Genomic DNA, 14,182 nt, shown 5'->3' with positions numbered 1-14,182 from the left:
AGCCCGGGATTGAAGAAACATGATTCGACCGGTCCTCGCCGGAACTGGATGGGGTGAAACGCCGGCGGGTGTTCTGACTGGCCATGCCGCGAAAACTCGCGGGAAGGTCTTCACAGTTGCGGGACAGCGCCGGAATTGCACCGAACTTTCCCCCTTGCCTCCATGGGATGGGTCCCCTGGAACCGGTGCGTCAATCTACCGGCAGCCCAGGCTTTCCACCGTGCTGACGCCGGTGCGGGGATTGATGCCGGAGGCTCGGGCGCAGAGGGCTTTCTGCTGGGTCATATCAAGCACCGCATCGCTGAAATCAGCTCCCTCGATCGTGGCCCCACTGAAACGGCTCTGCATGAGCATGGCGTTGCGCAGCACCGCCCCGCTGAGGTCGGCGTTATCGAAGCGGGTGGCAAAGGCCACGGCATCTTCAAGGTCGGCACCGCTGAGATCGCTGCCCTGCAGATCACTGGAATTGAACACAGCGCCGCGCAGGTTGGTGTCGCTGAGATCGAAGCCCTGCATCGCCGCCTTCAGAAACTCCTGCTGCTGCAGGTTGCGGCCGTGCATGTCGGGCTGCAGATCCTTCAGCGCCCGCTGGCCGCGCAGTTCGGGTGCTGTGATCGCCAGGGCCGGCGCCACGGGGCCCACCAGGCCCAGACAGGCAACCGTGACCACCAGCAGGGCCAGCAGGGGAGTGAGCCACCCGGGGCGAGTGAAGGGGGGCAAGAACACACGTACCGTGGGCCCTCAAGTTATGGCAGCCACGGCCGCGTCGCGATCGAGATGAGCATGTCCCTGCGGGTGGTGGTGCCGCCCCATCCCCTGATCGGTCACTGGTTGACCCTGCTGCGTGATCAGGACACCCCCCCACCGCTGTTCACCAGCGCCATGGCCGAGCTGGGCCGCTGGCTCACCTACGAAGCCGTGCGCGACTGGCTGCCCCATCAGCGGGTGACGGTGCAGACGCCGCTGGCCAGCACCGAAGGCACCGTGGTGGACAGCAGCGTGCCCCTGCTGGCCGTGCCGATCCTGCGGGCGGGCCTGGGGCTCTGGCAAGGGGCCCAGGCCGTGCTGCCCACGGCCCGGGTGGCCCACGTGGGCCTGCGCCGCAATGAAACCGATGCCACAGCCGAGTGGTACTACGACGCCCTGCCCGACACGATCGGCCCCCAGGTGGGGGTGCTGGTGTTCGATCCGATGGTGGCCACCGCCGGCAGCCTGATTCAGGTGCTGGAGCGGCTGCAGGCCAAGGGGGTGGAGGGGGATCGCCTGCGGGTGATCACAGCCCTGGCGGCGAGCCCCGGCCTCAAGACCCTGGGGGAGCGGTTTCCAAACCTGACCCTCTACACCGCCTGCATCGACGCTGAACTCGACGGGGCCTGCCGCATCGTGCCGGGCCTCGGCGATGCCGGTGACCGCCTGTTCGGCACCCCCTCGGCGGCCATTCCCTGATCGCGGCAGCGCCGGCGACTCCAACCCTGCTCTGACACGCCCAGCCGTTGCTCCCGGGCCCAGCCTTTGCGGCCCTGGCCCAGACCTAGGCTCACGGGCCATTGTTCCCCTGGCATGGGCCTGGCTGTCGCCGTTTCACCGCCCCCGGCACGCCTCCTCGGGCAGGAGGGCTTGCGCAGCTTGAGCGGATCGGTCCAGGTACCGGGCGACAAATCGATCTCCCACCGCGCGCTGCTGTTCGGGGCGATCGCCACCGGCGAAACCCGCATCGACGGCCTGCTGCCGGCGGAGGATCCGCTCAGCACCGCCGCCTGCCTGCGCGCCATGGGGGTGACGATCAGCCCGATCGCGGCTGGACAGCCGGTGATCGTGCAGGGGGTGGGCCTTGAGGGCCTGCGGGAACCCAACGATGTATTGGATTGCGGCAATTCCGGCACCACGATGCGGCTGATCATGGGGCTGCTGGCGGGCCGCAGCGGCTGCCACTTCGTGGTCAATGGCGATGCGTCGCTGCGCCAGCGGCCGATGGGCCGGGTGGCGGAACCCTTGGCCGCTATGGGCGCCCAGATCCGCGGCCGCGCCGGCGGCAAGCTGGCACCACTCTCGATTCAGGGAACCGCGTTGCATGGGGCGGTGATCGGCACGCCGATCGCCTCGGCCCAGGTGAAGTCCGCGATCCTGCTGGCGGGCCTCACGGCCGCCGGCCCCACCACCGTGATCGAGCCGGCCCGTTCCCGCGACCACAGCGAGCGGATGCTGCGGGGCTTCGGCGCCGACATCGAGATCAGCGGCGATGCCGGCCGGCACGTGCGCCTGACCCCCGGCCATGAGCTGGTGGGTCAGGCGGTGGAGGTGCCGGGCGACATCAGCTCAGCGGCCTTCTGGCTGGTGGCCGGGGCGATCACCCCAGGCGCCGACCTGACCGTGCGCAACGTGGGCCTCAACCCCACCCGCACCGGGGTGCTGGAGGTGCTCGAAGCCATGGGCGCCCGCATCGAGCGGCTGGAGCAGCGCCTGGTGGCGGGCGAACCGGTGGGAGATCTGCGGGTGCGCTACGGGCCGTTGCAGGCCTTCGACATCAGCGGCGAGCTCATTCCTCGCCTGGTGGATGAAATCCCCGTGCTGGTGGTGGCCGCCTGCCGGGCCGAAGGCACCAGCCGGATCCGCGAGGCGGCGGAGCTGCGCGTGAAGGAAACCGATCGGCTCGCCGTGATGTGTCGTCAGCTGGGCGCAATGGGGGCGCAGCTGGCGGAACACCCCGACGGGTTGGACATCACCGGCGGGGTGGACCTGCATGGCGCCGAGGTGGACAGCGAAACCGACCACCGGGTGGCGATGAGCCTGGCGGTGGCGGCCCAGGTGGCCAGCGGCCCCACGCAGCTGCACCGCAGCGAGGCGGCGGCGGTGTCGTACCCCGGCTTCTGGGACGATCTGGCACGCCTGCAGGCCTGAGGCCCGACACCGAGTGGGCTGCAAGGGCGCCGGTAGATTCCCGCCAATCGCCGCCCCACGCATGCTTGCCGTTGCCGTTCTGGCCGCCGGAAAGGGAACCCGCATGCGCAGTGACCTGCCCAAGGTGCTGCAGCCGCTGGCCGGCGCCACCCTGGTGGAGCGGGTGCTCCGCTGCTGCGACAGCCTTCAGCCCGATCGGCGCCTGCTGATCGTGGGTCATCAGGCCGAACGGGTGGAGGCGTCGCTGGCGGCCCACCACGGGCTGGAGTTCGTTCTGCAGCAGCCGCAGAACGGCACCGGCCATGCGGTGCAGCAGCTGCTGGAGCCGCTGCAGGGCTTCAAGGGCGAGTTGCTGGTGCTCAACGGAGATGTGCCACTGCTGCGTCCGGAAACCTTGCGCCAGCTGCTCGACACCCACCGGCGCGGCGGCACCGCCGTGACCCTGCTGACCGCCCGTCTGGAAGATCCGAGCGGCTACGGCCGAGTGTTCGCAGACGAAGAAGGCCGCGTGAGCGCAATCGTGGAGCACCGCGACTGCAACGCCGCCCAGCGTGACAACCCGCTGGTTAACGCTGGCATCTACTGCTTCGACTGGAGCCGCCTGGCGGCGGTGCTGCCCCTGCTGCGCAGCGACAACGACCAGGGCGAGCTCTACCTCACCGACACCGTGGCCCTGCTCGGCTCCGCTCTGCACCTGGAGGTGGAGGACAGCGCCGAGACCAACGGCATCAACGACCGCCTGCAGCTGGCCCAGTGCGAGCAGGTGCTGCAGGAGCGCCTGCGGAGGCACTGGATGGCGGAGGGCGTCACCTTCATCGATCCAGCCAGCTGCACCCTCAGCGACGCCACCCACTTCGGCCGGGACGTGGTGGTGGAGCCGCAGACGCACCTGCGCGGCGCCTGCCGGATCGGCGATGGCTGCCGGCTCGGGCCGGGCTCCCTGCTGGAGAACGCCACGCTCGGCAACGGGGTGGAGGTGCTGCTCTCGGTGGTGCGCGAGGCCAGCGTGGCGGATGGCTGCGCCATCGGGCCCTACGCCCAGCTGCGGCCGGGCGCCGAGCTGGCCGCGGGCTGCCGGGTGGGCAATTTCGTGGAGATCAAGCAGAGCAAACTGGGCGCCGGCTGCAAGGTGAACCACCTCAGCTACATCGGTGATGCGGAGCTGGGCGAGAACGTGAATGTGGGAGCCGGCACCATCACCGCCAACTACGACGGCGTGCGCAAGCACCGCACCGTGATCGGCGCCGGCAGCAAGACCGGCGCCAATTCCGTGCTGGTGGCCCCGATCCGACTGGGAGAGAGGGTCACCGTGGGGGCGGGATCAACCCTGACCCGCGATGTGCCTACTGGCGCGCTGGCCCTGGGCCGGGCCCGTCAGCTGGTGCGCGAGAACTGGTCGGGGCCTCAGACCGGCACCACGCCGGCGGCACCGGCCAGCTGAGCGGCCAGCAACGGGATCGCCCGTTCCAGGGCCACGCCGCGGCTGGCCTTGAGCAACAGCTGATCGCCCGGTTGCAGCCAGAGCAACAACGCCTCGGCTGCCTCGGCTGGGCTGTGTACACGGGCCAGCCGCGGCAAAGCGCAGGCCTCCTCCTGCATGGCCGCGCCAGTGGCACCGCCATCCACGATCACCAGCCCATCGAGCTGCAGGTCGGCGGCACGGCGTGCCACGGCGCGGTGCAGCGCCTCGCTCTGCTCGCCCAGCTCCAGCATCGTGCCCAGGGCAGCAAAGCGACGCCCTGGCTGGGCCGCCAGCAGATCGAGGGCCGCCAGCACCGCTTCGGGGGAGGCGTTGTAGGTCTCGTCGAGTACCTGCACGGCGCCGATCTGCAGCCGGCGGCTGCGACCACCGGGCACCTCCACCTGCAGGGCCTGCAGCTGGTCGGTCCGCACACCGAGCTCAAGGGCCACTGCCAGGGCAAGCAGCAGGTTGCGGGCGTTGTGGCGCCCGGGAAGCGGCAGGGGCACCCGAAACGCCGCAGGCAAAGCGGCAGCCTCGCCAGTGGAAGCCCCCTCAGCTGAAGCAACAGGAGCAAGAGCGGCAGCGCCTTCAGCAATTCCAGGGCCGGCAAGCAGCTTCAGCCAGGCGCCGTCGGCTGCGCCGGGATCTCCTTCGATCTGGCCGAGCAGGACGGCGGCATCGCCAGAACCATGGACAACATCAGCGGCGGCATCGCCGATGAGCGCCACGCGCCGCACCCGGCCGCTCCACACGGCGCCCAGGGCCTGCTCGAGCAGGGGATCGCCAGCGGGAATCACCACCAGGCCGGCGGGGCTGAGGGCAGCCGTGATCTCGCACTTGGCCTGGGCAATGGCCTCACGGCTGCCGAGCCGGCCGATGTGGGCCGTGCCGATGTTGGTGATCACCACCACATCGGGCCGCGCGCAGCGGGAGAGCCGCTCGATTTCTCCCAGACCGCGCATGCCCATCTCCACCACCACGGCCGCATCGCTGGAGCGGGCTTTGAGCAGGGTGAGCGGCACGCCCACATCGTTGTTCTCATTGCCGCTGGTGGCCAGCACCGGCCCCAGGGGAGCCAGAACGGCGCGCACCAGTTCGCGGGTGGTGGTCTTGCCGGCGGAGCCGGTCACGGCGATCACCGGTGCCGCCAGTTGCTCGCGCCAAGCCCGCGCCAGCTGCTGGTAGGCCAGCTGGGTGTCGTCCACCGGCCAGGCGGGCAGGGCAGCGGGCCGCTCCGCTGCGCGGGTGCGGTCGATCAGGGCGGCCAGGGCGCCGGCTTCAGCCGCCTGGGCCAGAAACCGATGGCCGTCGTGCAATTCGCCCGTGAGCGGCACAAACAGATCGCCCGGTTGCAGGGCCCGGCTGTCGGTGCAGACCCGGGGCAGCGGCAGGGCGGGATCGAGAGCCCCACCGATGGGGTCGCCCCAGAGCGCCACGAGTTGCTCCAGCCGCATCCGCTCAGCTCCCAGCCTGGTGATCGAGAAGGATCATGCCCCCTCCCACCCAGGCAGGGCGGCCCAACAGCAGGCCGTCGCCATCGGTGAGTTCCAGGCTGTCGTAGCCGAGGGCGCGGGCCCGCTCCAGCCAGAGGTTCGCCTGCAGCTGGCGCTCCTGGGCGCTGAGCCGATCGGCGGCGGCGGCCAGTTCCAACTCCAGGGTGCCGCTGGCGGGATGGGGGCGGGCGGCCCGGATCAGCTGCTGCGGATCCTGGTCAGCCAACAGCTGCAGCAGGGGCTCGATCGCCGGTGGCGTGGGTTCGGGCGGGGCTGGCTCCGGCGGTGTGGAAAGCGATGGAGCGGGAAGCGATGGGGGTGAAGGAGATGCGCTCGGTGCGGGCGATCCCGGTGACATCCCTCGAAGCTCTCCAGACGGCTCAGGATCGGCGGAATCAGAACTCCTGAAGCTCAGGGAATCCCGGGCCGGGGAGCGCTGAAGCCCGGAAGGCTCACCGGGGATTTCGCCGAGGGGCTTGAGCGGCATCGCCGGGGACACCAGGGGCACCGAACGGCCACGCAACAGCCCCACACCGCCCGTAAAACCCAGCAACCCCAGCAACGCCAGCAGCAGCAACGCCGGCCAGAAGAACGGCGCCAGCGACCGCGGCCAGAAGCCGGGCACGATCAGATCAGCCTGCCGGTTGCGCCGCCACAACTCCTGGGCCTTCAGCCGCAGGCTGGCGAGCACGGCGCGCAGGTCACGGCCAAGGGCACTCCAGGGGCTGCTGTAGAGCGCCGGGAGTGGGGAGCGGCCGGGTTCCGGGTCCGTCATGGGCCAGGCTCAGGAGGGGGCAGGCGGATCAGGGCAACACAGCCTGCTCAGCTGTTGCCACGCCGCAGCAATACCGAGAACGGGTTGCGTGACACCACCGGGCTGGGCCGGGGCGCGTCTTCCGGGGGCTCCGGGGGCTCCGCACCATCTGCCAACGCCGGATCGGCCTTCTGGCCCAGCGAGAACTGCTCCACCGCCTCGCGGTTCGGCGAGGGCTCCTTGACGCCCTTCACTTCCCGGTACATCGCGTCGTAGGCCAGGGCGGAGCGGGTCCAGCTGTGGTCAACGCGCATGGCCCGCTGCTGCAGGTCCTGCCAGCTGGCGGTGTGCCGGTAGGCCTCCCATGAGCGCACGATCGCCGTGTAGAAATCGATCGCCTCATAGCGATCGAAGCAAAAGCCGGTGCCGGTATGAGTGGCTGGCACATGGGCCGGCACGGTGTCGACCAGGCCGCCCACCTTGCGCACCACCGGAATACAGCCGTAGCGCATCGCCAACAGCTGGCTGATGCCGCAGGGCTCGAAGCGGCTGGGCATCAGGAAGGCATCGGCGCCGGCATAGATCAGACGGGAGAGGGCGTCGTCGTAGGTGAGGAACACCGCGAACCGGCCGGGATGGGCCAGGGCCATCTGCCACAACCCCGCCTCGTAGTTGCGATCGCCGGTGCCCAGCACCACGATCTGGCTGTCGGTGTAGGCGAGCACGCGATCAGCCACCTGCAGGAGAAGGTCCACCCCCTTCTGATCCACCAGCCGGCTCACCATGCCCATCACATAGGTGTCAGGGTCGACCCGCAGGCCCATGCGTTCCTGCAGCATCCGCTTGTTGGTCGCCCGCGGTGCCAGGTCGTCAGCGCTGAAGGTGGCAGGCAGGGTCTTGTCGGTGGCGGGATTCCAGTCGGCGATGTCAATGCCATTGAGAATGCCGCGCAGCTTGCCGCTGATGTAATTGAGCAGGCCATCGAGGCGCTCTCCGTATTCGGGCGTGCAGATCTCCATCGCGTAGGTAGGGGACACCGCATTCACCCGATCGGCGTAAAGCAAGGCCGCCGCCATCGTGTGATCCCCCTGCATGTACCAGGGGCACCAGGTCATGCGGTCGAGTTTCCAGCGCCAGGGGCCCTGATAGCGCAGGTTGTGGATGGTGAAGACCGTGCTGATCTCCGGGTCCTGATGCATCCACACCGGGATCATGCCGGTGTGCCAGTCATGGCAATGCAGAACATCGGGCTTCCAGTGGTTCCAGGCGAACTCAGATATCGCATTGGCGAAGAAGGTGAAGCGCCAGTCCTCGTCGTCGCCGCCATAGATGCGCTCCGGATCGAACACCGGATGCCCCACCAAATAAAGAGGCAGGCCATTGGTGGGGTGAGAGGTGGCGTAGACCGCGAAATCCGTGCCCATCGCCCAGCCCCGCCAGATCGGTTCACTGGGAATCGACAGCTGGCTCCACAGCCGGCCGTAACCGGGAAGAATCAAACGCACGTCGTGGCCGAGTGCAGCAAGGGCTGGGGGAAGCGAACCCACCACATCCCCCATGCCACCCACCTTCACCATCGGAGCACATTCGGCGGCGGCGAACAGCACACGCATCTGAAGACCCGATCGGCAGGGCCGAACTCTACGGGGGCTCCCTCAGGGCAGGACCGTGACCGAGGTGCCCACCTGCACCAGCCCATACAACTCCTGCACGCTTTCGTCGTGCAGACGCACGCAGCCGTGGGACACGGCCCGGCCCACGGTCCAGCGGTGCGGGGTGCCGTGAAAGCCGGTCATCAAGCAGCCCTGCAGATCCAGCACCTGATCGCCACTGACACCGCGGCGACCTGAGCAATCCTTCTGGAAACCGATCCAGCGGCTGCCGAGCGGGTTGGCGGGCCCCGGACCGATGCGGGTGCCTTTGGCCGGGTGCTCCCACACCGGATTCACCTGCATGTTGAGCACCTCGAAGCGTCCCACCGGCGTGTCCCAGCCGGGCATCCCCACCGCCACCGGGTAGGTGCGGATCAGCTCGCCTGCCTCCAGCACCAGCAGGCGCCGCTGGCGGCGTTGCAGCACCAGATGGCGATCGGGCCGCTGCACCAGGGCCGCGGGCACCCCCGCCAGCGGGGCCGCCAGGGCCGGAGGCGTGGCCGCCAGCACCAATGCGGCGGCCGTCAGCGACCGGGCGTTGGTGCGCCACCAGGACTGACCCTGGGAGACGCGGCATCGACCCCTCACCAGTGGCAGCGGGAGTGCCTTTTGTCTGTCTTGGTCAAGCCCCATGGAGGTCACAACGCCAACCACGGCGCGTGCCCTTCTGTCGTGGTTGATCAAAGCGGCGACCATGACGTCTCGGGCGCGACTCCAGCGGTGGCGGAGCCACTTCGTACGATTCGTGGATGGCACCGTTTCCCGATTATCCACTCCCCGCCGACGAAGAGGAGCGCCTGAGAACGCTGGAGAGGGTATTGCTGCTCGACAAGCCCGCCGATGAGCATCTCGATCGCATCACTGAACTGGCTGCCGCCATTCTGGACAAACCGATCGCCCTGATTTCGCTGGTGGATCAGCACCGGCAACGGTTTCTGTCGCGGCAGGGCCTTGACGCGCTGGAAACCCCAAGGGAGCTGGCCTTCTGCGCCCACGCCGTCGCCGGGCGGGAGCCGCTGGTGGTGCCTGATGCCTCGCTCGATCCGCGCTTCAGCACCAACCCGCTTGTGCTTGGGGACCCGTCGATCCGTTTCTATGCCGGCATGCCCCTGTTGGCCCCCAATGGCCAACCGCTCGGCACGCTCTGCGTGATCGACCGCCAACCTGGCAACCTCAGTGATCAGCAACTGCATCTGCTTCAGTTGCTCGCCGCCCAGGTGACCCGCGAAGTGGCCTTGCGGGAGATGTCTTCCCATTGCCTGCTCACGGGGCTGTTCCACCGGGCCCCGTTTCTGTTTCTGGCCGGCAAGGAGTTTGAGCGGGCCCGCCGCACGGACACGTCGCTGGCGCTGGTGTCGGTGGCAGCTCCCCATCTGGAGTCCGCCGCCAAGAGCGCCGGCCAGGACGCGGTCGAGCGGTTGTTGATCGGGCTGGGGGAGGACCTGCGGGCCACCACCACCGCCGCCGACCTGCTGGGCCGGGTGGGCAGCGATCAGTTTTCGCTGCTGCTCGTGGACGCCAATGCGGAGCGGGCTCGCCAAGTTTGCGGCGACCTGCAAGCCCGCTTGGCGAGCTCGGCGGTTTGCACGGCCCCGCAGCGGCCGCTGCGCTGCGCGATTTCGTGCCTGCTGCCAGAAGACACCAACATCGTGGAGCTGTTGATCCGCGGAGAAAACAGCCTGTTCCTGGCACGGAGCGGTGGCAGCGGGCAGGCTCCCACCAGGAGCTGAGCCGGCAATCAGGGGGGGCCAGTGGCGGGGATGATGGGCCTTTGCTGCGCCGGCTCCCCGCGAGCATGCTCCAATCGCGCCAAGGTTTGGCCTACACCTACTGCAACGACAGGCCTGCGCCGCTCTGTTCCTGGTCCTTCTGGCTGTTCAACAGGAGCAAGAAGGTGTGGTTCCGCCTGGAAGGGCAGGCGGTTGGCGGCCCGATCGAACCCCGCTTCGCCTACCGCGGTCGGGAGATCCTGTACGGCAACGGCCGCAGGGCCGGCGCCTTGCCAGGGGCTGGCAGCGGTGAATGCAGCGCTGCTCAGCCGCCGATTCGCTGGGGCAAACTGCTCGGCAACGGATGGGGGCAGGGACCGGGTGGCACCAACTACTACCTCTCGATCTGGACCCGCTGGTCGTGGCTACATCCAGCCTGGTGCCATCCGGAGCGCTTCGAGATGTTTTTCTGAGCCGTGGCTGCTGCAGGCTCTCGGCTGCAGCAATCAGCAAAGCGCAACCGCTTCGAAGCTGTGCTGCAAGCGCAGCACGTTGCCGCCGTGCTCGCAGGGGCAGTAGTCGATCTGCCAGCCGCGCTCCTGCTGAAGCTTGAGCAGCAGAATCAGGCCCCAGTGGGCTTCACGTTCCAGCGGGTCGTCGGCCTGGGCGGCCAGTTCCGCCGCCAGCCGCTCCCAGGCCGCCGTCAGATCAAAGGGGGCGCCGGCATCGGTGATGCGCAGCTCCAGACCCGCGGGGCTCAGCTCCAGCTCAAGCTGCACGGCGGGTGCCGGCTCCAGCCCCTGATGGGCATGGCGCACCGCATTGGTGAAGCCTTCGACAAGGGCCATCTGGGCTTCCAGCCACATCCTCTCGGGCAGCTGGGCCGCCCCTGGGGCCGCGCTGCGGCACCCCTCAAACCAGCCCAGCAGCTGCTCCACCGCCGTCAGGCTGCTGGCCAGGGGCAGGTGTGCGCTGTAACAAGGAAAAGACGGCGCCATCGGTGGTTCAGGAGGCGCCGCTGTTGCGGTTGAAGATCACCAATACTGTGCGAACGATCAGCTTGAGGTCGTAGACGAACGACCAATTCCTCTGATAGCGCAGGTCAAGCTGGATCACATCCTCGAACTGGCGGATCAAGGAGCGGCCGCTCACCTGCCACTCGCCGCTCAGGCCGGGTTTGACATCAAAACGCTGCCAGTTGGGCACGGCGTACTGGTTCACTTCATCGGGGGTGGCAGGGCGGGTGCCGATCAGGCTCATGTCGCCCCAAAGCACATTCCAGAACTGGGGCAGTTCATCGAGGCTGGTCTTGCGCAGGATTCGGCCGACGCGGGTGATGCGCGGATCGTTGGCGTTCTTGAAGAAGGCCCCCTCGGCCTGGTTGGCCACCTGTCCCTTGAGCAGCTCGGCGTTGGGCACCATCGAGCGGAACTTCCAGATGCGGAAGTGACGGCCCATCCAGCCGCAACGCACCTGGCTGAACAGGATCGGGCCTGGGCTGTCGAGCCGGATCGCCACCGCGATAGGCACCAGCAGCACCGCCGTGATCGCCAGGCCCACCAGCGCGCCGACCACATCCAACAGGCGTTTCCAGGGGCAACGCACCGAGGGATGGGTGAGCGGCGGGCGCTGATCCTCCTTGTGCCCCGGATGGGGTGACACCCCTTCTGTGTGGGGCATCAACGCCAGCACCCCGTCCAGGCCGGTCATGGTGAGCGCCAGGCTCACCTGCCGGTTCACGCTCCAGGCCCGTAGCGGAATCGAGCGGCTGCGGGCGGTTTTGAGGGTGCTCACCAGGGCGCCGATGCCACTGCTGTCGATCAGCGAGGTGCGGCCGAAATCGAGGATCACCGCAGCCGGTGGCGACGGGTGGTCCAGCCAGTGGCTGAAGCCTTCCCGGAACCGTACCGCTTCGGCCACCGTGAGCCGGGGCGGCAGCTGAATCAGCAGACGGCCCTGGTGTCGGGTGAGCACGAACTCCTCCGGCTCAGGCGGTGGTGGTGTGGCGGCTGCAGGGGAGGAGGAAGACATCTCTGGGGCTTAACTGGCGAGAGGGGAGGCGGGCAGGCAGCGGGACTGGCCAGCCATCGCACCGAACCGTTCCTCCAGCCGGCGGCACAGCAGGGCAGCGGAAGCCTGGGAGAGGTCGGAGACTGACACATGAGACGGCGCCACCAGGAAGCGCACCAGATCGGCCGGGGTCCAGCCCACCGGCACCCCCATCTGGGCCAGGGCCATGGCCAGTTCCACCTGGTGGTCATCGACGTGCTCCTGGAATCGGGCAGCGCGGGGCACCAGCAGATAGGGCTTGGCCAGACGATCGAGGAGCAACACCGATCCCTCGCCGCAGTGGGAGATCACCAGCCGAGCCCGGTCGATCAGCGCCCGGAAGCGGTCTTCGTTCAACAGGCGATACACCGTGGTGCCACTGGGCAGCTCGGTGCAGGTGCCGTACTGCACCACCACCTCTTCATCGATCAGACCGTGCTCCAGCAGCAGCTCGATCCAATGCATCAGGCGGTTGAAGGGAAACTGCTCGGTGCCCACCGTGACCAGAATCATTCGAGCGCCTCCGCTGTGATCAGTTCGGCGCGGGGATAACGGCGCTGCAACTGGGGCCAGTGCACGTAGAGCACCGTGAGGAAGGGGCGCACCAGCCGGGCCGAAAGGCTGAGCGTGTGGATGCGGGTGACCGATTCGATGAACACCACCTGACGGCCCAGCAGCCGGGCCAGGATCAGGAAGGGCACCGCCACACCGGCGCCGGTGCTGAGCACCAGCGCAGGCCGCTCCTGCACCAGCACCCGCGCCGCCGGCAGCAGGTTGCGGGCCAGGTTGGGCAGGTTGCGGTTGGTGGGGCTGTAGGCCCAGCACACACGCTCGCCCTCCAGTTCCGCTTCGGTGGTGGCCGTGCGGAACGTGACCCAGAGCCGGTCGTGCTGCTCCCAGAAGGGCCGGAGTTGGCACAACGCCTTGAAATGCCCCCCTGAGGAGCACACCAGCAGTACGGTCATGGGGTGGCCCCGGCGCCGGACGCCATGCGGCCCTGCTCCCTGGCGATGCGGCGGCGCTGGCTGGAGCCGGTGAGCCGCAGCATCAATGCCTCAAGCCGCCGGTAAAGAGGAGGGGGAAGCACCACCAGCAGCAGGGCGGCTGCCAGGGTGATCAAAGTGCGCTGCGGCTCTTCCAGCAGGATCGCCGGGTGGGCAGCCAGCGACTGACGCAGCAGCTTCAGCGCCATGGCGCCATCCTTCTGACGGGTGGCGCGTCGGGCGAGATAGCGAAGCTGATAGGCACGGGCCTTGTTGCCCCAGCGGTGAATGAAGGCCTGATGGGTGGCCGCCGTTTTCACGAGAATGCGCTCCCAGGCGGCGTATTGATTCATCAGATTGGCCGAAAGTCCGCCCTCGCTGACACGGTAAAGGGTGAGGGCCTCGGGAATTCCCTCAAGGCGCCAGTCGGTCTGCAAGGCGATGCGCAACCAGCATTCGATGTCTTCCGACTGGCGGAAACTGTCGTCGAAGTAGAAGCTCTCCACGCTGCCGTAGAGATTGGCCTCGAAGCGAATCGCCTCGAGCACGGCACGGCGGATCACCACCGACGACCCGTTGCTGATCGGATTGCGGCAGAACAGCACCTCCGGGGTGATGTCCGTGAGCTGGGGCATCTGATAGATGCCCAGCGGCTCACCAGCGTTGTCAATGAAGCCGGAGCGGCTGTAGCTCACCCCCACGGCCGGGTTCTGGAGAAAGTGCTGCACATGGCGCTCGATCTTCTCGGGCAGCCAGAGGTCATCACTGTCGATGAAGGCCAGGATCGCTCCGCTGGCCGCGCGGATGCCGGTGTTGCGTGCGCCGGCCAGGCCGCGGTTCTTCTGGCTGAGAATCGTGATGCGTGGGTCGTCGTAGCGGCGGCAAAGCGCCACGCCCGTATCCGTGGAGCCGTCGTCCACCACCAGGATTTCCAGTTGCTGGTAGGTCTGCGCCAACACCGATTCCAGGCTGGCCTCCACCGTGGCGGCGGAGTTGTACAGCGGCATCACCACCGAAACCAGGGGCAGCTCACCGGAGAGGGTGGATCGGGTCACGAGGGTGAGTGAAGAGGAAAGAGATTGCCGAGGGGTGAGGCAAAGACGGCGCCTGGCACCAGCGGGAGCGACATCTGCCACCAGGCGGGGATCGGGGGAGCTGGCAGGAAACAGTGGTCGCTCTGCA

Annotated in this window: 15 protein-coding genes and 1 riboswitch; of the genes, 5 read left to right on the top strand and 10 right to left on the bottom strand. The window is 68.2% G+C overall.

Features of this window, described 5'->3' with window-relative positions:
- Nucleotides 1–45: 45 nt before the first annotated feature.
- Nucleotides 46–202, bottom strand: a riboswitch (cobalamin riboswitch).
- Nucleotides 196–684: a pentapeptide repeat-containing protein gene (locus tag KBY97_RS02725; RefSeq protein WP_399217185.1), complete on the bottom strand. Its 489-nt coding sequence runs from the start codon at nt 682–684 to the stop codon at nt 196–198. (Overlaps the previous riboswitch by 7 nt.)
- A gap of 93 nt (nt 685–777) precedes the next feature.
- Here KBY97_RS02725 and upp point away from each other — a divergent pair, with 93 nt between their 5' ends.
- The 3 genes from upp to glmU all read left to right on the top strand — a co-directional run bounded on the left by upp (nt 778) and on the right by glmU (nt 4,339).
- A complete protein-coding gene (upp, locus tag KBY97_RS02720; RefSeq protein WP_255145149.1) occupies nt 778–1,446 on the top strand; it encodes a uracil phosphoribosyltransferase in 669 nt (222 codons plus the stop codon).
- A 114-nt stretch (nt 1,447–1,560) separates the two neighbouring features.
- A complete protein-coding gene (gene aroA, locus KBY97_RS02715) occupies nt 1,561–2,898 on the top strand; it encodes a 3-phosphoshikimate 1-carboxyvinyltransferase (protein ID WP_255145148.1) in 1,338 nt (445 codons plus the stop codon).
- A gap of 61 nt (nt 2,899–2,959) precedes the next feature.
- On the top strand, nt 2,960–4,339 hold the full coding sequence (gene glmU, locus KBY97_RS02710) for a bifunctional UDP-N-acetylglucosamine diphosphorylase/glucosamine-1-phosphate N-acetyltransferase GlmU (RefSeq protein WP_255145147.1): 1,380 nt from the start codon (nt 2,960–2,962) through the stop codon (nt 4,337–4,339).
- Here glmU and murF read toward each other — a convergent pair.
- Genes murF through KBY97_RS02690 form a run of 4 tightly spaced genes read right to left on the bottom strand, consistent with a single transcriptional unit; the run spans nt 4,303 to nt 8,787 of the window.
- A complete protein-coding gene (gene murF, locus KBY97_RS02705) occupies nt 4,303–5,814 on the bottom strand; it encodes a UDP-N-acetylmuramoyl-tripeptide--D-alanyl-D-alanine ligase (protein ID WP_255145146.1) in 1,512 nt (503 codons plus the stop codon). The two genes, glmU and murF, sit on opposite strands and share 37 nt — an antisense overlap.
- Before the next feature lie 4 nt (nt 5,815–5,818).
- Complete coding sequence (locus KBY97_RS02700; protein WP_255145145.1) at nt 5,819–6,628, bottom strand: hypothetical protein; 810 nt, start codon at nt 6,626–6,628, stop codon at nt 5,819–5,821.
- A 47-nt stretch (nt 6,629–6,675) separates the two neighbouring features.
- Complete coding sequence (gene glgA / locus KBY97_RS02695; protein ID WP_255145144.1) at nt 6,676–8,220, bottom strand: glycogen synthase GlgA; 1,545 nt, start codon at nt 8,218–8,220, stop codon at nt 6,676–6,678.
- Between the two features lie 42 nt (nt 8,221–8,262).
- Nucleotides 8,263–8,787, bottom strand: a complete 525-nt coding sequence (locus KBY97_RS02690) for a L,D-transpeptidase (RefSeq protein WP_399217184.1) — start codon at nt 8,785–8,787, stop codon at nt 8,263–8,265.
- Nucleotides 8,788–9,008: 221 nt separating this feature from the next.
- On the opposite strand from KBY97_RS02690, the gene KBY97_RS02685 reads away from it, so the two are divergent.
- Together KBY97_RS02685 and KBY97_RS02680 are read left to right on the top strand one after the other, a co-directional pair.
- Nucleotides 9,009–9,989, top strand: a complete 981-nt coding sequence (locus tag KBY97_RS02685) for a GAF domain-containing protein (RefSeq protein ID WP_255145143.1) — start codon at nt 9,009–9,011, stop codon at nt 9,987–9,989.
- 65 nt (nt 9,990–10,054) lie between these two features.
- Entirely contained in the window at nt 10,055–10,441 is a 387-nt protein-coding gene (locus KBY97_RS02680) for a hypothetical protein (protein WP_255145142.1), read from the top strand.
- Nucleotides 10,442–10,474: 33 nt separating this feature from the next.
- Here KBY97_RS02680 and KBY97_RS02675 read toward each other — a convergent pair whose 3' ends face one another.
- The 5 genes from KBY97_RS02675 to KBY97_RS02655 are packed head-to-tail and all read right to left on the bottom strand — an operon-like array spanning nt 10,475 to nt 14,055.
- Complete coding sequence (locus KBY97_RS02675) at nt 10,475–10,966, bottom strand: ATP-binding protein (protein ID WP_255145141.1); 492 nt, start codon at nt 10,964–10,966, stop codon at nt 10,475–10,477.
- Nucleotides 10,967–10,973: 7 nt separating this feature from the next.
- The gene (locus KBY97_RS02670; protein WP_255145140.1) at nt 10,974–11,999 is read right to left on the bottom strand and encodes a sugar transferase; all 1,026 of its coding nucleotides are present in this window, start codon (nt 11,997–11,999) and stop codon (nt 10,974–10,976) included.
- Nucleotides 12,000–12,008: 9 nt separating this feature from the next.
- On the bottom strand, nt 12,009–12,530 hold the full coding sequence (locus KBY97_RS02665; RefSeq protein ID WP_255145139.1) for a glycosyltransferase: 522 nt from the start codon (nt 12,528–12,530) through the stop codon (nt 12,009–12,011).
- A complete protein-coding gene (pssD, locus tag KBY97_RS02660) occupies nt 12,527–12,982 on the bottom strand; it encodes a PssD/Cps14F family polysaccharide biosynthesis glycosyltransferase (RefSeq protein WP_255145138.1) in 456 nt (151 codons plus the stop codon). Before pssD ends, KBY97_RS02665 begins: the two co-directional genes overlap by 4 nt.
- Complete coding sequence (locus KBY97_RS02655; protein ID WP_255145137.1) at nt 12,979–14,055, bottom strand: glycosyltransferase family 2 protein; 1,077 nt, start codon at nt 14,053–14,055, stop codon at nt 12,979–12,981. The genes pssD and KBY97_RS02655 overlap by 4 nt, the downstream gene beginning before the upstream one ends.
- Between the last annotated feature and the right edge of the window lie 127 nt (nt 14,056–14,182).

Origin of the sequence: Synechococcus sp. ATX 2A4, assembly GCF_024346375.1 — a bacterium.
In the GTDB taxonomy this organism is placed as follows: Bacteria; Cyanobacteriota; Cyanobacteriia; order PCC-6307; family Cyanobiaceae; genus MW101C3.
The sequence above is the reverse complement of the archived record's forward strand: the minus strand, read 5'-3'. Positions and strand labels throughout refer to the sequence as shown.